Below are 18265 nucleotides of genomic sequence, written 5' to 3'. Positions count from 1 at the left end.
CGGCGGGCCGCGGCGGGCATGGAAAAACTCTACATCAAGGGGGGGGGCGAGCCGCTCGAGGGCCGCGTGCGAATTTCCGGCGCCAAGAACGCGGTGCTGCCGGTGCTGGCGGCGACGCTGCTGACCGACGAGTTGATGACCATCGGCAATGTGCCGCACCTGAACGATGTGACGACCACCATCGAACTGCTGCGGCAAATGGGGATTTCGGTCGTCATTGACGAGCGCATGAACCTTGAGGTCAACAGTTCAACCATCAGCAATTTCTTCGCGCCGTACGAGGTCGTCAAGACGATGCGCGCGTCGGTGCTGGTGCTGGGGCCGATGCTGGCGCGCTACGGCTACGCGCGGGTGTCGCTGCCGGGCGGCTGCGCCATCGGCTCGAGGCCGGTCAACATCCACCTCGACAGTCTGCGCAAGATGGGCGCGAAGGTGGATGTGGACGACGGCTACATCATCGCCAGCGCGCCGTGCATGAAGGGCGCCGACATTGAACTGCCGGGGCGCACCGTCACCGGCACCGAGAACCTGCTGATGGCGGCGACGCTGGCGCGCGGCACGACGACCATCCGCAACGCCGCGCGCGAGCCGGAAGTCGTTGACCTGGCGCGCTGCCTGCGCAAGATGGGCGCCGACATCGCCGGCGAGGGCGGCGATGTCATCACCGTGCGCGGGCGCGAGCGGCTGCACGGGTGCGGTTTCGATGTGCTGCCGGACCGCATCGAGACCGGCACCTTCCTGACCGCCGCGGCGATGACCGGCGGCAAGGTCAGGCTGGAGAACACCAGCGCCGGGCTGGTGGACACCATCCTGTGCAAACTGACGGAATCGGGCGCGCACATCAACACCGGCAACGGCAGCATCGAGATTGACATGCGCGGCGGGCGCCCGCGCGGCGTCAGCATCGAGACCGCGCCGTACCCGGCGTTTCCGACCGACATGCAGGCGCAGTTCACCAGCCTCAACGCCGTCGCCGAGGGTTCGGGCGTGGTCACCGAGACGGTGTTCGAGAACCGCTTCATGCATGTGCAGGAAATGCAGCGCATGGGCGCCGACATCGTCGTGCGCGGCAACTCGGCCTATATCACCGGCAACCGCCGGCTGAAGGGCGCGCCGGTGATGGCGACCGATTTGCGGGCGTCGGCGTCGCTGATACTCGCCGGCCTCGTCGCCGAGGGCGAGACCGTCGTGGACCGGATTTACCACATTGACCGCGGCTACGAGTGCATCGAGGAGAAACTCTCGCAACTCGGCGCCGACATTCACCGCGTGTCGGCGTAGCGGCGCGATGACCGCCGCGCGTTTCAGAATCGCCGTCGCCAAGGGGCGGCTGCTGCGCGAGGCGCTGCCGCTGCTCGGGCGCGCCGGCCTCGCGCCGGACGGCGACCCGCTGCGCGAGCGCCGCCTGGTGATGCCGTGCACGGACGACGGCGGTGCCGAGATTGTCATCATCCGCGCCGCCGATGTGCCGACCTTCGTCGAACACGGCGCCGCCGATTTCGGCATCGCCGGCAAGGACATGCTGATGGAGCACGCCGGGCGCGGCTACTATGAGTTGTGCGACCTCGGCATCGCCCGCTGCCGCATGGTCGTCGCCGGCCCGGCGCGCCGCCGCGCGCCGCCGCGGCGCCCGCGCGTGGCGACCAAATATGTCGCGACAGCGCGCCGCCACTTCGCGCAGGGCGGGCGCCAGGCCGACATCGTCAAACTCTACGGCTCGATGGAACTGGCGCCGATCCTCGGCCTGTCCGACCTGATTGTGGACTTGGTGGACACCGGCGAGACGCTGCGCACCAACGGCCTCGCCGAGATCGAGGAGATTGCCGCCATCAGCGCGCGCTTGATTGCAAACCGCGCTTCCATGAGAATAAAGGGTTCGGCGATGCGCGCCGTCGCCGAACGCTTCGGCGCCGCGGCGCGCCCGGAATGACACGATGAGATACCAGACCGACGATCTGAAAATACGCGAAATCAGGGAACTGGTCGCGCCCGAGGCGCTGGTCGCGCAACTGCCCATCAGCGACGGGGTGTCCGAATGCGTGCACCGTTCGCGCGAGGCGGTGCAGAACATCCTGCACGGGCGCGATTCGCGCATCGTCGTCGTCGTCGGGCCGTGCTCGGTGCACCATGTGGATTCGGCGCTGGAATACGCCGGCAGGCTGCGCCCGTGCATTGACGACTACGCCGGCGCGCTGCACATCATCATGCGCGTTTATTTCGAGAAGCCGCGCACGACGGTCGGCTGGAAGGGGCTGATCAACGACCCCGGCCTCGACGACAGTTTTGACATCAACCGCGGCCTCAGGACCGCGCGCAGCCTGCTGCTCGACCTGAACAGCCGCGGCGTGTCGGCGGCGACCGAGTATCTCGACCTGGTCAGCCCGCAGTATGTCTCCGACCTCATCAGTTGGGGCGCCATCGGCGCGCGCACGACCGAAAGCCAGTCGCACCGCGAACTGGCGTCGGGGCTGTCGTGCCCGGTCGGCTTCAAGAACGGCACCGACGGCAACATCCAGATTGCAATTGACGCGCTGCGTTCGGCGTCGCGCCCGCATCACTTTCTGTCGGTCACCAAGCAGGGGCGCTCGGCGATTTTCTCGACCGGCGGCAACCGCGACTGCCACATCATCATGCGCGGCGGCAAGCAGACGAACTACGACGCCGGCAGCGTGGACGAGGCCGCGCGCAGGCTGACCGAGGCCGGCCAGTTGCCGAAGATGATGGTGGACTTCAGCCACGCCAACAGCCTCAAGCAGCACCGCCGGCAGATGATCGTCGGCAAGGCCGTCGCCGACCAGTTGCGCGCCGGCGAGGAGCGCATCATGGGCGTGATGGTCGAGAGCAACCTGGTCGAGGGGCGGCAGGACCTCGAGCCGGGCAGGGAACTGGTGTACGGCCAGAGCATCACCGACGCCTGCCTCGGCTGGGACGACACCGTCCCGCTGCTTGAGCAACTGGCCGAAGGCGTCGAGGCGGGCCGCGCCGCGCGCGAGCGCTGACGCTGCGGGGCCGTTGTCGCAACGCCGCATTCCGCCGCCGCCAACGCAACGCCCCGCCAAAGCAACGCTGCTCAACGCCGCATTCCGCCGCCGTCCGTCATGCCGTCCGCCGCGCCGATTGAAATCACCCGTCTGAGCACCCGCGACAGCGGGTTTGACGACGGCCTGCGCCGTTACGCGGCGCGCCACGCCGATGCCGCCGCCGATATTGAGGCGCGCGTGCGCGAAATCATCGGCGCTGTGCGCGAGCGCGGCGACGACGCGCTGGTGGAATACGCCGCGAGCCTTGACGGGCTTGCAGTCAACGACGCCGCCGAATTGCGGCTGCCGCCGCAGCGCGCCGCCGCCATCGCCGCGTCGGCGCCGCCGGAAGTCGCGCACGCGCTGGAACAGGCGGCGGACAGAATCCGGCGCTACGCCGAACGCCAGATGCTCCATGACTGGCAGTTTGAGGACGACGACGGCGCGCAGTTGGGGCAGCGCGTAACGGCGCTGGAGTCGGTCGGCATTTATGTGCCCGGCGGCAAGGCGGCGTATCCGTCGTCGGTGCTGATGAACGCCGTGCCGGCGCAGGTGGCCGGTGTCGGGCGCATTGTCATGATGGCGCCGGTGGCCGACGGCGCGCCGGACGCGGCGGTGATGAAGGCGGCGGAAATCGCCGGTGTGTCGGAGATTTACACGCTCGGCGGCGCGCACGCGGTGGCGGCGCTGGCGCACGGCACGCGCAGCGTCGCGCCGGTGTGCAAGATTGTCGGCCCCGGCAACGCCTGGGTCGCCGAGGCCAAGCGCCAGGTCTTCGGGCGCGTCGGCGTGGATTTGATCGCTGGGCCGTCCGAGATTCTGGTCATCTGCGACGGGCGCACCGAGCCGCGCTGGATTGCGTGCGACCTGTTCGCGCAGGCCGAGCACGACGAGCAGGCGCGGGCGATGCTGCTGTGCCCCGACGCCGGCTATCTGGACCAGGTGCTGCGCTGCATGAACGAACTGATCGGCGACATGCCGCGCGCCGGCATCATCCGCGCGTCGCTGCGCGACTTCGGTCTGATGGCCGAGGTCGGCGATCTGGACGAGGCCGTCGCCATCGCCAACCGGTTGGCGCCGGAGCATCTGGAACTGTCGGTCGAGCGCCCGGATGAACTGCTTGGCGGCGTGCGCAACGCCGGCGCCGTTTTCGTCGGGCGCCACACTTCCGAGGTGCTCGGCGATTACTGCGCCGGGCCGAACCATGTGTTGCCGACCGGCGGCAGCGCGCGCTTTTTCTCGCCGCTCGGCGCGCACGATTTTCAGAAGCGCACCAGCGTCGTGCGCTGCACGCCGCGCAGCGCCGACCGGCTGGGGCGGGTTGCGCGCAGCCTGGCGCGCGCCGAGGGGCTGTTCGCGCACGAGGCGTCGGCGCGCTGCCGCATGACGCGCTGATGGCCGTGGACCGGATACGCGCCGGCAACGACGCCCTGGCCGGCGCGTTGCGCGAACGGGCGTCGGCGGGCGGCGGCAAATGACGGCGCTGGCCGACATCGCCGACTACGCCGACCGCTGTCTGGAAACGGCGCGGTTTCAGGACTATTGCCCGAACGGCTTGCAGGTGGAGGGCGCGCGCCCGGTGCGCCGCCTGGTTTCCGGCGTGACCGCGTGCCTTGATTTGATCGAGGCGGCGGCGCGGCGCGATGCCGACGCGCTGCTGGTTCACCACGGTTATTTCTGGCGCGGCGAGTCGCCGGTGCTGACGGGCATGAAGGCGCGGCGTCTGCGGCGTTTGCTGGAAAGCGGCATCGGCCTGCTGGCCTACCATCTGCCGCTCGACGCGCACCCGCAACTCGGCAACAACGCGCAACTGGCGCGGCGGCTGGGGCTGCGTATTGAGGGCGTGCTGGACAGCGACCGCAGCGCGCCGATTGCGATGCACGGCGTGCTGGAGGCGCCGTGCGACGCCGGCGAATTGCAGCGGCGCATCGAGCGGGCGCTGGCGCGCAAGCCGCTGCTGGTGGACGGCGGCGGCGGGCCGGTGCGCACCGTCGGCTGGTGCACCGGCGCCGCGCAGGACGACATTGAATACGCGGTGCGCCTGGGCCTGGATGCGTTCATCAGCGGCGAGGCGTCGGAAAGAACCACCCACATCGCGCGCGAAGAGGGCGTGCATTACTACGCCGCCGGCCACCACGCGACCGAACGCTATGGCGTGCAGGCCCTCGGCGAACGCCTTGCGCGGGAGTTTTCCATCGAGCATGTCTTCATTGACATTGACAACCCGGTTTGACGGGGCGCTGAATGGCCGGGGCGGTTGACGGGCCGGCGGCGGGCGCCGATGGATGGGCGGCGGGCGTCGTTGACGAACCCGCCGGCGGCGTTTTTGCCGTCGCGCCGCCGCCTGTACAGGACAAAAACCGCGAAAAGCGCTTGTCTGGCGGCGGCAAAACGGTTATCATGCGGGATTGTTCACGCGCCGGAGTCGGCTGACTTCCGGGGCGCCCCCTCTTCATGTCGGACGAGTACAAACTGGATACCAAACGGCGGCGTTTTCTGCGGACGCTGGCCGGGCTGATTGGCGGCATCGGCGGCGTTGTGTCGGCGTGGCCGTTTGTCAGGATGATGAGTCCGAGCGCGAGGGCGCAGGCGGCGGGCGCGCCGGTCGAGGTGGATTTGTCGAAGATAGAACCCGGCGAAATGATCCGCGAGGAATGGCGCGGCAAGCCGGTGTGGATTGTGCGCCGCACGCCGCAGATGCTGGAATCGCTGCGCGAGTCGGAATCGCACCTGCGCGACCCGGTCTCGGACTTCTCCGAGCAGCCGCAATACACGAAGAACCCGCACCGCTCCATCAAGCCCGAATACCTGGTGCTGGTGGGGGTTTGCACCCACCTCGGCTGCTCGCCGACCTTCCGCCCGGATGCCGCGCCGGAGGACCTCGGCGAACACTGGCCGGGCGGGTTTTTCTGCGCCTGCCACGGCTCGCGCTTTGACCTGGCCGGGCGCGTCTATCGCAGCGTGCCGGCGCCGAAGAATCTGGAGGTGCCGCCGTACCGCTTCGCCGGCGGCGACCGCATCATCGTCGGCGAGTCCGGGGAGGACAGCGCGTGACGGAAAAGGCCGGCGGCCTCATCGGCTGGATAGACGAGCGCTTTCCGCTGACGCGGCTGTGGAACGAGCACCTCGCCAAATACTACGCGCCGAAGAACTTCAACCTGTGGTATTTCTTCGGCTCGCTGGCGCTGCTGGTGCTGGTGATGCAGATTGTGACCGGCATTTTCCTGACGATGCACTACAAGCCGGACGCGGCGCTGGCCTTCGCGTCGGTCGAGTACATCATGCGCGATGTCGAGTGGGGGTGGCTGATACGCTACATGCACTCGACCGGCGCCTCGGCGTTTTTCATCATCATCTACCTGCACATGTTTCGCGGGCTGATGTACGGCTCCTTCAAGAAGCCGCGCGAACTGCTGTGGCTGATCGGCATGTTCATCTACCTGACGCTGATGGCCGAGGCGTTCATGGGCTATCTGCTGCCGTGGGGGCAGATGTCGTACTGGGGCGCGCAGGTCATCATCAACCTGTTCGGCGCGATTCCGTACATCGGCCCCGACCTGGCGGTGTGGATACGCGGCGACTATGTGGTGTCGGACGCCACGCTCAACCGCTTTTTCGCCTTTCATGTCATCGCGCTGCCGCTGGTGCTGGTGGGGCTGGTGTTTCTCCACATCATGGCGCTGCACGAGGTCGGCTCGAACAACCCCGACGGCATCGAGATCAAGGCCGACAAGGACGCCGACGGCAACCCGCGCGACGGCGTTCCGTTTCACCCGTATTACACGGTCAAGGACATCGTCGGCGCCGTCGTCTTTCTGCTGCTGTTCACCGTCGTCGTCTTTTATGTGCCGGAGATGGGCGGCTATTTTCTCGAGCACAACAACTTCGTCGAGGCCAACCCGCTGCTGACGCCGGAGCACATCTCGCCGCTGTGGTATTTCACGCCGTTCTACACGGTGCTGCGCGCGATTCCGGACCCGTGGTACGGCGTGCTGGCGATGACGGCGTCCATCCTGATTCTGTTTTTCCTGCCGTGGATCGATCGCAACCCGGTGAAGTCGGTGCGCTACCGCAGTTTTCTCTACAAGGTGAACCTGGCGTTTTTCGTCATCGCCTTCGTCTATCTCGGCTATCTCGGCACGCTGTCGGTCAACCCGCTGCGAACCGAGATGGCGGTGCGTTTCAGCGAACTGTATTTCCTGTTTTTCTTCGTGCTGTGGGTGTACAGCAAAAGGCGCACGGCGGCGTTTTACATCATCTGGTTCGCGGCCCTCGTCGGCCTGATTACACTCTACGATTATGTGCGCGGCTACGACGAGATCTGGCCGCTGATTGTGCCGGGCTGGCTGATTCCGGCGGTCTATCTCGCCATTCACCTGCTGTTGCCGATGGTCGAGCGCCTCGGCAGCGACAAGGCGGCGCCCGCCAGGGTGCGGATGTGAGCGCGCGGGCGGCGGCGGCGCTGCTGGCTGCGCTGGCGGCTGCGCCGGCGCCGGCGGCGGCGGCGGATTTGGGCTATCCGCTGCAGGCGGTCGAGATCAGCATTCACAACCACGCCGCGTTGCAGCGCGGCGCGAAGTATTTCGTCAACTACTGTTTGAGTTGCCACAGTTCGCGTTATGCGCGTTACCAGTGGGTCGGCGAGGACCTCGGTCTGTCGGAGGAGTTGGTCAGGGAAAACCTGATTCTGACCGGCGGCAAGATTGGCGACCTGATGACGGTCGCGATGCCGGAGGACAAGGCGCTGGAATGGTTCGGCGCGCCGGCGCCGGATTTGACGCTGGTGGCGCGTTCGCGCGGGGTGGACTGGCTCTACACCTACCTGAAGGCCTTCTACCTGGACGAGTCCCGTCCGATGGGGGTAAATAACGCGATATTTCAGCATGTTGCGATGCCGCATGTGCTGTGGGAGTTGCAAGGATGGCAGCAACCGGTGTATAAAGAGAACGGCGGAGCCAACGGCGACCGGCGGGTGATTGCCGGTTTTGAACTGGTCAAGCCCGGTTTGCTGTCCGAAGAGGAATACGACGAGGTCGTGCGCGACCTGGTCACTTTTCTTGCCTATCTGGCCGAGCCGGCGGCGCTGAAGCGCGAGAAATCCGGAATCTGGGTTATCCTGTTTCTGTTGCTGCTGCTCGGCGTAACTTATTTTCTGAAACGTGAGTACTGGAAAGACATCCACTAAGAAGAAGGCGAACGCTTCGGTGAAAGCCAAAGCGAACGCTGCGGCGAAGGCCAAAGCGGACGCCGTGGCGAAGGCCAAGGCGGACGCCGCGGTGAAAGCCAAGGCGGAGGCCGAGGCGAACGCCAGGGCGGAGGCCGCGGCGAACGGCGCGCCGGACGAGCAGCCGGACGACCAGATCGAAGATCAGTCTGAGGAGCAGGGCGACGAGCAGGCCGACGGCAAGACGACGCTGCTGCCGGACCGCCAGATTGTGATGACGCTGTTCTCCGGCTCGCTGTGCCCGCTGTGCCACCGTGTGCGGATTACGCTGGCCGAGAAGGAGATTGACTTCAACACGGTGCCGGTGGACGGCGCCAGGCCGCCCGGCGATTTGTCCGAGATCAACCCCTACAACTCGGTGCCGACGCTGGTGGACCGCGACATCGTCATCTATGATTCGCGCACCATCCTCGATTACCTGGAAGAGCGCTTTCCGCATCCGCCGCTGATGCCGATTGATCCGATGCGCCGCGCGCGCCTGCGCCTCGGCATGTACCACATCGAGACCGACTGGTACCCGCAGTTGAAGAAGGCGCAGTCGTCAAACCGCAAGGTCGCCAACAAGGCGCGGAAGGTGCTGGAAGAGGCGCTGCTGTCGCAGGTCTCCATCTTCCAGTCGAGCCGCTATTTCCTGAACGACGAGTTCAGCCTGCTCGATTGCAGCCTCGCCTCGATTCTGTGGCGCCTGCCGCCGCTGAACATCACCTACGCCTCCAACAGGCGGCTCAAGCCGGTGTGGCAGTACGCCAAGCGGATTTTCGAGCGGCCTTCGTTCCGCCTGAGCCTGACCGAAGCCGAGGCCGACCTCGCGCCCCGGTAAACTGCGGCCTTGACCTCGCGGCGGCCCTATCTGTTTCGCGCGATCCACCAGTGGATTGTGGACAACGGCTGCACGCCGCACATTGTCTTCAATCTGCTGCACCCCGGCGTGCGGATGCCGCCCGGCCACGACAGGAACAACCTGGTTACGCTGAACATCTCGGCGGACGCGGTGCGCGATTTTGTGATGGACGACGAGGCGGTTTCTTTCAGCGCGCGTTTCGGCGGGCGCGCCGAGATGGTCGTGGTGCCGCTGGACGCGGTGCTGATGATTTACGCGCGCGAGAACATGCAGGGCATGATGCTGTCGGACAAGGCGCCGTCGTCCGGCGCGCAGCCGCCGGCGGCGCAACCGCCGCAACCGCAATCGCCGGCGCGGCAATCCTCGGCGCCGGCGCCGAAGAAACGCCCCGGCGGCCCCAATCTGAAACTGGTGGAATAAGCCCGGCGCCGGTCAGCGCCGCAATCGTTTGCACCGGCGCCGGAGAAACGGCCCGGCGGCTTTAATCTGAAACCGGCGGAACAAGCCCGGCGCCGGTCAGCGCCGCCACTTGATTGAGCAGCCGATGCTCGGTGTCTGTTTTTTCGGGCCGCGCCCGGTCTCGGCGACCTGCTTCATCGCTTCGTAGAGTTCGCGCGGCGCGTTGTCGCCGGTCTTCACCGGGCCGCTGTCGTCGAGGCGCCCGCGAAACTGGAGTTTGCAGTCCTTGTTGTAGCCGAAGAAGTCGGGCGTGCAGACGGCGCCGTAGGTTTTTGCCACCTGCTGGCTTTCGTCGTAGAGATAGGGAAACGGGTAGCCGAATTGTTTGGCGACCTTCTTCATGTTGTCGAACGAGTCTTCCGGGTATTCGGCGGGGTCGTTCGACATGATGGCGACCGAGTGGATGCCGTGTTTCAGCAGGTCGTTGGTGTCGCGCACCAGTTTGCGCTGTATCGCCTTGACGAACGGGCAGTGGTTGCAGATGAACATCACCAGCAGGCCGTTGTCGCCCATGCAGCCGCGCAGGTCGTGCGTTTTGCCGTCTGTGCCGGGCAGGCTGAAGTCCGCGGCGGCCAGGCCGAACTCGCAGACCGGGGTTGTTTTTGCCGCCATGGGGTCGTCGCTCCGGGTGAGGCGGGTAGCATACGCCGCTTTTCGCGCCCTTTCAAGCCGCGCGGCGGATGACCCGGCGCGTGTGCTTGGTATAATGCCCGGTTTGTTCCCGCCATGGAGAAACTTTTCACCTCAGAGTCGGTGTCCGAAGGGCACCCGGACAAAATCTGCGACCAGATTTCCGACGCGGTTCTGGACGCGGTGCTTGAAGCCGCGCCGTCCGGTGCGCGGCGCGGCGTTCGCGTCGCCTGCGAGACGCTGGTCAAGGACAACCGCGTGGTGCTGGCCGGCGAGATCAGCGCGCCGGTGGGCGTTAATTACGAGGCGGTTGTGCGGCAGGTCGTCAACGACATCGGTTACGACCGCCCGGAACTCGTCTTCAACGGGCACACCTGCGCGGTGATGTCGCTGCTGGGCGAGCAGTCGCCCGATATCGCCCAGGGCGTGGACCGCGACGCCGCCGACGACCAGGGCGCCGGCGACCAGGGGCTGATGTTCGGCTACGCCACCAGAGAGACCGACGCGCTGATGCCGGCGCCGATTGATTACGCCCACCGCCTTGTCAGGGAGCACTCCGAAGTGCGAAAAAACGGCGCCGTCCAGTGGCTGCGCCCGGACGCCAAGGCGCAGTTGACCTTTCGCTACAAAGACGGCCGCCCCGTCGGCATTGACGCGGTGGTGTTCTCGACACAGCATGACGAGGGTGTGAAGCAGTCCCGGATTAAGGAAGCGGTGATGGAGACGATTATCAACCCGGTGCTGCCGAAGAAGTGGCTTTCATCCGCCACCCGCTATTACATCAACCCGACCGGGGCCTTTGTCATCGGCGGGCCGGACGGCGACTGCGGACTGACCGGGCGCAAGATCATCGTGGACACCTACGGCGGCATGGCGCGCCACGGCGGCGGCGCCTTTTCCGGCAAGGATCCGTCCAAGGTGGACCGTTCGGCGGCTTACGCCGCGCGCCATGTCGCCGCGAACATCGTCGCGGCGGGGCTTGCCGAACGCTGTGAGGTGCAGATTTCGTACGCCATCGGCGTCGCCGAACCGACTTCGGTCAGCGTCGAGACTTTCGGCACCGGCGCCATTGATCACGTGTGCATTGAGAGACTGGTACGAGAGCACTTCAAATTGCGTCCGGCGGGAATCATTGACGCGCTGGATTTGCTGCGCCCGATTTACCGGCGCACCGCCGCCTTCGGCCATTTTGGCAGGCGCGACGAGGATTTCACATGGGAGCGCCGCGACAAGGCCGACTTGCTGCGCGACGCGCTGCCAGGCGCGCGCAAATAACCAACCAAAGGGGGAAAACATGAACCAACCGGCAGAAAACCTGAAAGAAGACCACCGCGTCGCCGACATCGCCCTCGCCGGGTGGGGGCGCAAGGAGATTGCGATTGCCGAGACCGAGATGCCGGGGCTGATGGCGCTGCGCGAGCGTTACGCCGGCGACAGGCCGCTGCAAGGCGCGCGCATCGCCGGCTGCCTGCACATGACGATACAGACCGCGGTGCTGATCGAGACGCTGATTGAACTGGGCGCCAGTGTCCGCTGGTCGTCGTGCAACATCTTCTCGACCCAGGACCACGCGGCGGCGGCCATCGCCGCCACCGGCGTTCCGGTGTTCGCGTGGAAGGGCGAGAGCGAGTCGGAATACTGGTGGTGCATCGAGCAGACGCTGCAAGGCCCCGGCGATTGGGCGCCCGACCTGCTGCTCGACGACGGCGGCGACCTGACCGGCTTTGTCTGCGAGCGCAGGCCGGAGTTGCTGGCGTCCATCAAGGGGGTTTCCGAGGAGACCACGACCGGCGTCAAACGGCTTTACGAGATGCAGCGCCGCGGCCTGCTGAAGACGGTGGCGTTCAATGTCAACGATTCGGTGACCAAGTCGAAGTTTGACAACATCTACGGCTGCCGCGAATCGCTGCTCGACGGCATCAAGCGCGCCACCGATGTGATGATCGCCGGCAAGACCGCCGTTGTCTGCGGCTACGGCGATGTCGGCAAGGGCTGCGCGCAGTCGCTGCGCGCGCAGGGTTGCAGCGTCTTGGTGACCGAGGTGGACCCGATTTGCGCGCTGCAAGCGTGCATGGAGGGCTACCGCGTGGTGGCGCTGGACGATGTCGCCGACACGGCGGATATTTTCGTCACCGCGACCGGCAACTACCGCGTCATTTCGTACGACCACATGCAGCGCATGAAAGACCAGGCGATTGTCTGCAACATCGGCCATTTTGACAACGAGATTGATGTCGCCTCGTTGAAGAAGAACTGCCGCTGGGAGAACATCAAGCCGCAGGTGGACCATGTCATCTTCGCCGACGGCAAGCATCTGATTCTTCTGGCCGAGGGGCGGCTCGTCAACCTCGGCTGCGCCACCGGCCACCCCAGTTTCGTGATGTCGAACTCCTTCACCAACCAGGTGCTGGCGCAGATTGAACTGTGGCAAAACGGCGGTGGCTACGACAGCGGCGTCCATGTGCTGCCGAAGAAACTCGACGAGGAGGTCGCCCGCCTGCACCTGGACAAGGTCGGCGCGAAACTGACGGAACTGACCGCCGAACAGGCCGACTACATCGGCGTGCCGGTGGACGGCCCGTACAAGCCCGACCACTACCGCTATTGACCGCGCGCCGCGCGCTGCGGGCATCCGCGGCCCGTCCGGGCGCCGCCGGCGCGGAACGCGCGGCGGAGCATCTGCCGCGCATTTACCTGGAACAACGCCTTGGCGAGGGCGCCGGGCTTGAGGTCGCGGACGGCGCCCATCACCATCTGCTTCATGTTCTGCGGATGCGCGCGGGCGGCATGGTGCGCGTCTTCAATCATCTCGGCGACGAGTTTCTGTGCCGGGTCGAGTCGGTGTCGCGCCGCGCGAGCGCCATCCGCTGTGAAAGCCGGCTCGCGCCGTCCGCCGAACCGGCGCTGGATGTGCGCCTGTATCTGGCGCTGTGCAAGAGCGATTACATGGACTCCGCAATCCGGAAAGCCACCGAACTGGGCGTCTCCGGCATTCAGCCGCTGGTGACATCGCGCAGCGCGCCGGTGCGCGGCGCCGCACGGCTTCGCCACTGGCGCGGCATCGTCATCGGCGCGTGCGAGCAAAGTGGCCGCGTCGCGCTGCCGGAACTGGCCGAGCCGGTTGATCTGGCGGCGCTGCCGCCCGTCGCCGGCGATGAACCGGCGTTCGTGCTGCACCCCGGCGCCGACGCCATTCCGGACACGGTGCGCGCCAGGCCGCGCCGCGCGCACCTGCTGGTCGGCCCGGAAGGCAGTTTGAGCGACGACGAAGTCCGCCGCGCGGCGGAGGCCGGTTTCAGGCCGACCGGACTGGGGCCGCGCATTCTGCGCGTCGCAACCGCCGTCGCCGCGGGTGTTGCGCTGCTTCAGTATTTGTACGGCGACTGGTGAGTTGTTGCCGCCTTGGTGTTCACCGGAACAAGCGACGAATCCTGAAGGGAAGCCATCTGAAAATCAGGTGGCGAGCCGCATGGAAGAAGAGAGACGGCAGAGCCGGCAGCAAATAGCGCAGCCTGCGGAGGGTGTCCGCGCTGCGGGCGGAAAAGCCCTGCCGCGCGGCTTTTTCGGCGTGCAGTTTCAGGCACAAATCCGCGTAGCGGGGAACCAGTTTCTCCCAGGAGAAATTCTCGATGCCGTATTCGCGTATCTGCTCGCGGTGGCGCAGCGATATTTCACGGTTGCGCGCAATCTCGGCCTCGACGAAGGCGACATCGGTTATCTTTTCGTCCGGGATGACGGTAATCCACGGCAGTTTCGTGTCCAGATTGGCCGATGCGGCGGTGCTGACGACAACGCCCAGCCCGCAAACCAGCGCCTCCAGAACGACCAGCGGGGCGGCAATCTCGGATTCGCTCAGGATGACCAGGTTGGCGTAATCCGACAAGTGTTCATGGACAGTGTCGCGTGTCCACGCTCCGAGATAATTTTTGCGCGATCTGTCGAATTCGCTGTCATGGTATGGCCCGACGAAATCAACCGAGTCTATCGCCTGGTAGAGGTGCTGCCTCTTGCGGCGCGTGACAAGCCCCAGATAGATGCTGCGGTTTTCATGCAGCGGTGTTTTGCGGAATTTGAATTTGCGGTGGTCGGCGCCGTTCTGCACCACAAAGACTTCGGCGGGGTTGTATCCCAGGTCGAGAAACACCTTTCTCCAGGCCGGGGTCATGACAAAGACATACAGGCCGGTTTTCAGGTATTGAGCAAGTGTGTTTTTGATATAAACGAATACCTGCCCTTTCCATGATTCGTCCGTCTCGGGTTGATGTATGGTATAAATTTTCACAGGAACGCTGATATTGTTCAGGAGGTACACAAGCTGGATAGCATGCGTATGCACGATATCGGGCCGGCACCGGTTGATTGTGTCAATAATCCTGCTTCGGTCGTCTGTGTGGATGATGACCACCTCGTGCCCGAGTTTTTTCAGCCAGGTGCTGTAGTCCCACACAATGGTTTCTATCGAACTTTGCCCTTTGGGCGGCATGGAGCCGTCAATGACCGGCGAGATCAGCGCCCAGGTCAGGGATGGTCGCGGCGGGTTGTCCGGGCTATTGATTTCAGGCATGGTTTTCTATCCGGAACAGGCGGCGGATTTTGCGGGGGAGTGATGTGAAAATCAGACGGCGAACCGCATGAAAGAAGAGAGACGGCAGTGCCAGCAGCAAATACCGAAGCCTGCGGAGGGTGTCCGCGCTGCGGGCGGAAAAGCCCTGCCGCGCGGCTTTTTCGGCGTGCAGTTTCAGGCACAAATCCGCGTAGCGGGGAACCAGTTTCTCCCAGGAGAAATTCTCGATGCCGTATTCGCGTATCTGCTCGCGGTGGCGCAGCGATATTTCACGGTTGCGCGCAATCTCGGCCTCGACGAAGGCGACATCGGTTATCTTTTCGTCCGGGATGACGGTAATCCACGGCAGTTTCGTGTCTAGATTGCCCGATGCGGCGGTGCTGACGACCACGCCCAGCCCGCAGACCAGCGCCTCCAGGACGACGAGCGGGGCAGCGACTTCGGCTTTGCTGAGGATGACCAGGTTGGCATAGTCCGATAAATGCTCGTAAAGAGTGTCGCGCGTCCATTCTCCCAGATAATTTTTGTGCGTTTTGTCGAATTTTTTGTCATCACTCAGAGGGCCGGCGAAATCAATCGAATCAATCGCCTGGTAGAGGCTTTGTTTCTTGTTGACCGTGATCTGCCCCAGGTAGATGCTGCGATTTTCATGCAGCGGCGTTTTGCGGAACCTGAATCTGCGGTGGTCGGCGCCGTTCAGTGTCACAAAGACTTCATCGGGGTTGTATCCGCAGTCGAGAAACACTTTTCTCCAGACCGGAGACAGGACAAAGAAAAACAAGCCGTCTTTCAGATATTGAACGAAATGTTCTTGCAGAGACCCCCAGGTGGCCCGTTTGCCCAACCTGTACCCGGAATGACTGGTGAATATTTTCACCGGGACGCGGATTTTGTTCAGAATATCGGCGAAATTATGCTGATGCACATGCACGATATCGGGTCGGCACCGGTTGATTGTGTCAATAATCTTCCGCCGGTCATCCGTGTTGACAATCACCACCTTGTGCCCGAGCTTTTCAAGCCAAGTTTTGTAACTCCAAATGATGTTTTCCACCGCGCCCCAGCCTTTGGGCGGTATGGACACCGGCGCGTAAGCCTGCCCAATCAGTGCCCAGGTGAGGGATTGCCGCGGCGGGTTGTCCGGGATACCGGTTTCAGGCACGCCGCTTTGCCATGATTCAGGATTGGTAGTTTGCGGCGACATATTCGTCAATCAGGCGCTTGAAGTCCTCGGCCAGATTGTCGCCGGACAGCGTTACGCTGCGCTTGCCGTCAATATAGACCGGCGCCGCCGGGCGCTCGCCCGAACCCGGCAGGCTGATGCCGATGTTGGCCTGCTTGCTTTCGCCGGGGCCGTTGACGACGCAGCCCATCACCGCGACTTTCATGTTCTCGACGCCGCGGTGCTTGTCTTTCCATTCCGGCATTTTGCGTTCGAGGTAGTCGTGTATGTCGCCGGCCAGTTGCCGGAAGTGGTCGCTGGTCGTGCGCCCGCAGCCGGGGCAGGCGGTGATGGCCGGCGCGAACGAGCGCAGTCCGAGGCTTTGCAGGATTTCGCGGGCGATCAGCACCTCTTCGGTGCGGCTTTCGCCCGGCGCCGGCGTCAGCGAGACGCGGATGGTGTCGCCGATGCCTTCGTGCAGCAGTATCGCCAGCGCCGACGCCGACGCGACGACGCCCTTTCTGCCGAGGCCGGCCTCGGTCAGGCCGAGATGCAGCGGGTAGTCGCACAGCGCGGCGAGGCGGCGATAGACGCGGACGAGTTCACGCACATCGCTGAGCTTGCACGACAGCACAATGCGGTCGTGCGCCAGGCCAAGTTGCTCGGCGCGGCGCGCGCTGTCGAGCGCCGACTCAATCAGCGCCGCGCGCGTGACGGCCTCGAGCGAATGCGGCTGCGGCAGCGCCGCGTTGTCGTCGAGTCTGCGTTTCAGCAGGTCCTGGTCGAGGCTGCCCCAGTTGACGCCGATGCGCACCGGCTTGCCGAAGCGGCAGGCGCTTTCAATCATCTGCGCGAATTGCGGGTCGCGGCGCGCGCCGCGCCCGACATTGCCCGGGTTGATGCGAAGTTTGTCGAGGTGTTCGGCGCATTCGGGGTGCTGGCGCAGCAGTTTGTGGCCGTTGAAGTGGAAGTCGCCGACCAGCGGCGCCGCGACATTCTTCGCCGCGAGACGCTCGGCAATCCGCGGCACCGCGCGCGCCGCCGCGTCGTTGTTGACCGTGATTCGTACCAGTTCCGAGCCGGCCGCGGCCAGTTCAGCGATTTGCGCGGCGGTTTTTTCCACATCGGCGGTGTCGGTGCTGGTCATGGACTGCACCGCGACCGGATGCCCGCCGCCGAGCACGACCCCGCCGACGCGCACCGCGACCGACGGGCGCTTTCTTGAAATTTCGCTTTGCGTTTCAGGCACGGCTTGTCACCGGAATAAACAGCGGATTCTGTAGGGAAGCGATCTGAAAATCAGGTGGTAAGGAACATAAACAAAAAGGAGAGACGGCAAGGCCGGCAGTAAATACCGCAGCCTGCGGTGAGTGGCCGTCTTGCGGTCGGAGGGAATCTGCCGCGCGGTTCTTTCGGCGTGCAGTTTCAGGCACAAATCCGCGTAGCGGGGCACCAGTTTCTCCTGGGAGAAATTCCCGATGCCGTATTCGCGTATCTGTTCGCGGTGGCGCAGCGATATTTCACGGTTGCGCGCAATCTCGGCCTCGACGAAGGCGACATCGGTTATCTTTTCGTCCGGGATGACGGTAATCCACGGCAGTTTCGTGTCTAGATTGCCCGATGCGGCGGTGCTGACGACCACGCCCAGCCCGCAGACCAGCGCCTCCAGGACGACGAGCGGGGCGCCCACTTCGACTTTGCTCAGGATGACCAGGTTGGCGTAATCCGACAAATGCTCGTAGAGGGTGGCGCGCCCCCACTCTCCCAGATAGTTTTCACGCGTTTTGTCGAATTTTTTGTTGTCGTGAGGCCCGACAAAATCAACGGAATCAATCGCCTGGTAGAGGTGCTGTCTTTTGTTGTGGTCAATGCTTCCCAGATAGATGCTGCGGTTTTTGTGCAGCGGCGTTTCGCGGAAGTTGAATCTGCGGTGATCGGCGCCGTTTGGTGTAACAAAAACTTCGGAGGGGTTGCATCCGAGTTCAAGAAACGTCTTTCTCTGGGCCGGAGACAGGGCAAAAACAATCAGGCCGTCTCCCGGATATTGAACGAGATATTTGTGCAGAGACAGAAAGGCGCCCAGTTTGTATATCCTGTACCCGGAATGACTGGTGAAGATTTTCACCGGAACGCGGATTTTGTTCAGAACATCGGCCAAATCGTGTTGATGCAAATGCACGACATCGGGTTGATGCCGGTTGATTGTGTCAATAATTTCGCCCCGGTCGTGCGTATTGATGATGACCACCTTGTGCCCGAGTTTTTCAAGCCAGGTTTTGTAGTCCCATAGTATGGTTTCCACTGCGCCCCAGCCTTTGGGCGGTATGGATATCGCCGCGCAAGCCTGGCCAATCAATGCCCAGGT

The 18265-nt window shown here is 64.4% G+C and carries 19 protein-coding genes; 14 read left to right on the top strand and 5 right to left on the bottom strand.

Annotated elements, in window-relative coordinates; translation table 11 throughout:
• Window positions 1-18 precede the first annotated feature (18 nt).
• The 11 genes from murA (at window position 19) to OXU50_06620 (ending at window position 9505) form a co-directional block, all read left to right on the top strand.
• Complete coding sequence (murA, locus tag OXU50_06670) at window positions 19-1281, top strand: UDP-N-acetylglucosamine 1-carboxyvinyltransferase (GenBank protein ID MDD9869559.1); 1263 nt, start codon at window positions 19-21, stop codon at window positions 1279-1281.
• Between the two features lie 7 nt (window positions 1282-1288).
• Window positions 1289-1930 (top strand): ATP phosphoribosyltransferase, encoded by a 642-nt coding sequence (gene hisG / locus OXU50_06665; protein ID MDD9869558.1) that lies wholly within the window; start codon window positions 1289-1291, stop codon window positions 1928-1930.
• 4 nt (window positions 1931-1934) lie between these two features.
• Window positions 1935-2999: a 3-deoxy-7-phosphoheptulonate synthase gene (locus OXU50_06660; protein MDD9869557.1), complete on the top strand. Its 1065-nt coding sequence runs from the start codon at window positions 1935-1937 to the stop codon at window positions 2997-2999.
• A gap of 99 nt (window positions 3000-3098) precedes the next feature.
• Window positions 3099-4415, top strand: a complete 1317-nt coding sequence (gene hisD / locus OXU50_06655) for a histidinol dehydrogenase (protein ID MDD9869556.1) — start codon at window positions 3099-3101, stop codon at window positions 4413-4415.
• Between the two features lie 79 nt (window positions 4416-4494).
• Complete coding sequence (locus tag OXU50_06650; GenBank protein ID MDD9869555.1) at window positions 4495-5253, top strand: Nif3-like dinuclear metal center hexameric protein; 759 nt, start codon at window positions 4495-4497, stop codon at window positions 5251-5253.
• An 11-nt stretch (window positions 5254-5264) separates the two neighbouring features.
• Complete coding sequence (locus tag OXU50_06645; GenBank protein MDD9869554.1) at window positions 5265-5453, top strand: hypothetical protein; 189 nt, start codon at window positions 5265-5267, stop codon at window positions 5451-5453.
• 21 nt (window positions 5454-5474) lie between these two features.
• The gene (gene petA / locus OXU50_06640; GenBank protein ID MDD9869553.1) at window positions 5475-6074 is read left to right on the top strand and encodes a ubiquinol-cytochrome c reductase iron-sulfur subunit; all 600 of its coding nucleotides are present in this window, start codon (window positions 5475-5477) and stop codon (window positions 6072-6074) included.
• Window positions 6071-7462, top strand: coding sequence for a cytochrome b N-terminal domain-containing protein (locus OXU50_06635; GenBank protein MDD9869552.1), 1392 nt, complete (start codon window positions 6071-6073; stop codon window positions 7460-7462). Before petA ends, OXU50_06635 begins: the two co-directional genes overlap by 4 nt.
• Window positions 7459-8205 (top strand): cytochrome c1, encoded by a 747-nt coding sequence (locus OXU50_06630; protein ID MDD9869551.1) that lies wholly within the window; start codon window positions 7459-7461, stop codon window positions 8203-8205. The genes OXU50_06635 and OXU50_06630 overlap by 4 nt, the downstream gene beginning before the upstream one ends.
• A 19-nt stretch (window positions 8206-8224) precedes the next feature.
• Window positions 8225-9064 carry a glutathione S-transferase N-terminal domain-containing protein gene (locus OXU50_06625; protein ID MDD9869550.1) on the top strand — a complete coding sequence of 280 codons (840 nt, stop codon included), beginning with the start codon at window positions 8225-8227 and terminating at the stop codon, window positions 9062-9064.
• Between the two features lie 9 nt (window positions 9065-9073).
• A complete protein-coding gene (locus tag OXU50_06620; GenBank protein ID MDD9869549.1) occupies window positions 9074-9505 on the top strand; it encodes a ClpXP protease specificity-enhancing factor in 432 nt (143 codons plus the stop codon).
• A 96-nt stretch (window positions 9506-9601) separates the two neighbouring features.
• Here the strand turns inward: OXU50_06620 and OXU50_06615 are convergent, their stop codons facing one another.
• The gene (locus OXU50_06615; protein ID MDD9869548.1) at window positions 9602-10156 is read right to left on the bottom strand and encodes a thioredoxin family protein; all 555 of its coding nucleotides are present in this window, start codon (window positions 10154-10156) and stop codon (window positions 9602-9604) included.
• Window positions 10157-10270: 114 nt separating this feature from the next.
• Between OXU50_06615 and metK the strand changes: the two genes are divergently transcribed.
• The 3 genes from metK to OXU50_06600 are packed head-to-tail and all read left to right on the top strand — an operon-like array spanning window position 10271 to window position 13564.
• On the top strand, window positions 10271-11449 hold the full coding sequence (metK, locus tag OXU50_06610; protein ID MDD9869547.1) for a methionine adenosyltransferase: 1179 nt from the start codon (window positions 10271-10273) through the stop codon (window positions 11447-11449).
• Between the two features lie 19 nt (window positions 11450-11468).
• On the top strand, window positions 11469-12782 hold the full coding sequence (ahcY, locus tag OXU50_06605) for an adenosylhomocysteinase (GenBank protein MDD9869546.1): 1314 nt from the start codon (window positions 11469-11471) through the stop codon (window positions 12780-12782).
• The gene (locus OXU50_06600) at window positions 12779-13564 is read left to right on the top strand and encodes a 16S rRNA (uracil(1498)-N(3))-methyltransferase (GenBank protein MDD9869545.1); all 786 of its coding nucleotides are present in this window, start codon (window positions 12779-12781) and stop codon (window positions 13562-13564) included. Before ahcY ends, OXU50_06600 begins: the two co-directional genes overlap by 4 nt.
• Before the next feature lie 19 nt (window positions 13565-13583).
• Here OXU50_06600 and OXU50_06595 read toward each other — a convergent pair whose 3' ends face one another.
• The 4 genes from OXU50_06595 to OXU50_06580 all read right to left on the bottom strand — a co-directional run bounded on the left by OXU50_06595 (window position 13584) and on the right by OXU50_06580 (window position 18202).
• Entirely contained in the window at window positions 13584-14738 is a 1155-nt protein-coding gene (locus OXU50_06595) for a glycosyltransferase family 4 protein (protein ID MDD9869544.1), read from the bottom strand.
• Window positions 14731-15519, bottom strand: coding sequence for a hypothetical protein (locus OXU50_06590; GenBank protein ID MDD9869543.1), 789 nt, complete (start codon window positions 15517-15519; stop codon window positions 14731-14733). Before OXU50_06590 ends, OXU50_06595 begins: the two co-directional genes overlap by 8 nt.
• Before the next feature lie 397 nt (window positions 15520-15916).
• Window positions 15917-17149 (bottom strand): flavodoxin-dependent (E)-4-hydroxy-3-methylbut-2-enyl-diphosphate synthase, encoded by a 1233-nt coding sequence (ispG, locus tag OXU50_06585; GenBank protein MDD9869542.1) that lies wholly within the window; start codon window positions 17147-17149, stop codon window positions 15917-15919.
• Window positions 17150-17155: 6 nt separating this feature from the next.
• A complete protein-coding gene (locus OXU50_06580; protein ID MDD9869541.1) occupies window positions 17156-18202 on the bottom strand; it encodes a glycosyltransferase in 1047 nt (348 codons plus the stop codon).
• Window positions 18203-18265: the final 63 nt, after the last annotated feature.

The organism is Gammaproteobacteria bacterium, from assembly GCA_028817225.1.
Taxonomy (GTDB): Bacteria; Pseudomonadota; Gammaproteobacteria; order Poriferisulfidales; family Oxydemutatoraceae; genus Oxydemutator.
This window is presented reverse-complemented; position numbering and strand designations above follow the sequence as displayed.

Excerpts from the sequence above, each read along its gene's own strand:
- murA (MDD9869559.1), top strand. The coding sequence starts at position 19 with ATGGAAAAACTCTACATCAAGGGGGGGGGCGAGCCGCTCGAGGGCCGC.
- hisG (MDD9869558.1), top strand. The coding sequence starts at position 1,289 with ATGACCGCCGCGCGTTTCAGAATCGCCGTCGCCAAGGGGCGGCTGCTG.
- OXU50_06660 (MDD9869557.1), top strand. The coding sequence starts at position 1,935 with ATGAGATACCAGACCGACGATCTGAAAATACGCGAAATCAGGGAACTG.
- hisD (MDD9869556.1), top strand. The coding sequence starts at position 3,099 with ATGCCGTCCGCCGCGCCGATTGAAATCACCCGTCTGAGCACCCGCGAC.
- OXU50_06650 (MDD9869555.1), top strand. The coding sequence starts at position 4,495 with ATGACGGCGCTGGCCGACATCGCCGACTACGCCGACCGCTGTCTGGAA.
- OXU50_06645 (MDD9869554.1), top strand. The coding sequence starts at position 5,265 with ATGGCCGGGGCGGTTGACGGGCCGGCGGCGGGCGCCGATGGATGGGCG.
- petA (MDD9869553.1), top strand. The coding sequence starts at position 5,475 with ATGTCGGACGAGTACAAACTGGATACCAAACGGCGGCGTTTTCTGCGG.
- OXU50_06615 (MDD9869548.1), bottom strand. The coding sequence starts at position 10,156 with ATGGCGGCAAAAACAACCCCGGTCTGCGAGTTCGGCCTGGCCGCCGCG.
- metK (MDD9869547.1), top strand. The coding sequence starts at position 10,271 with ATGGAGAAACTTTTCACCTCAGAGTCGGTGTCCGAAGGGCACCCGGAC.
- ahcY (MDD9869546.1), top strand. The coding sequence starts at position 11,469 with ATGAACCAACCGGCAGAAAACCTGAAAGAAGACCACCGCGTCGCCGAC.
- OXU50_06595 (MDD9869544.1), bottom strand. The coding sequence starts at position 14,738 with ATGCCTGAAATCAATAGCCCGGACAACCCGCCGCGACCATCCCTGACC.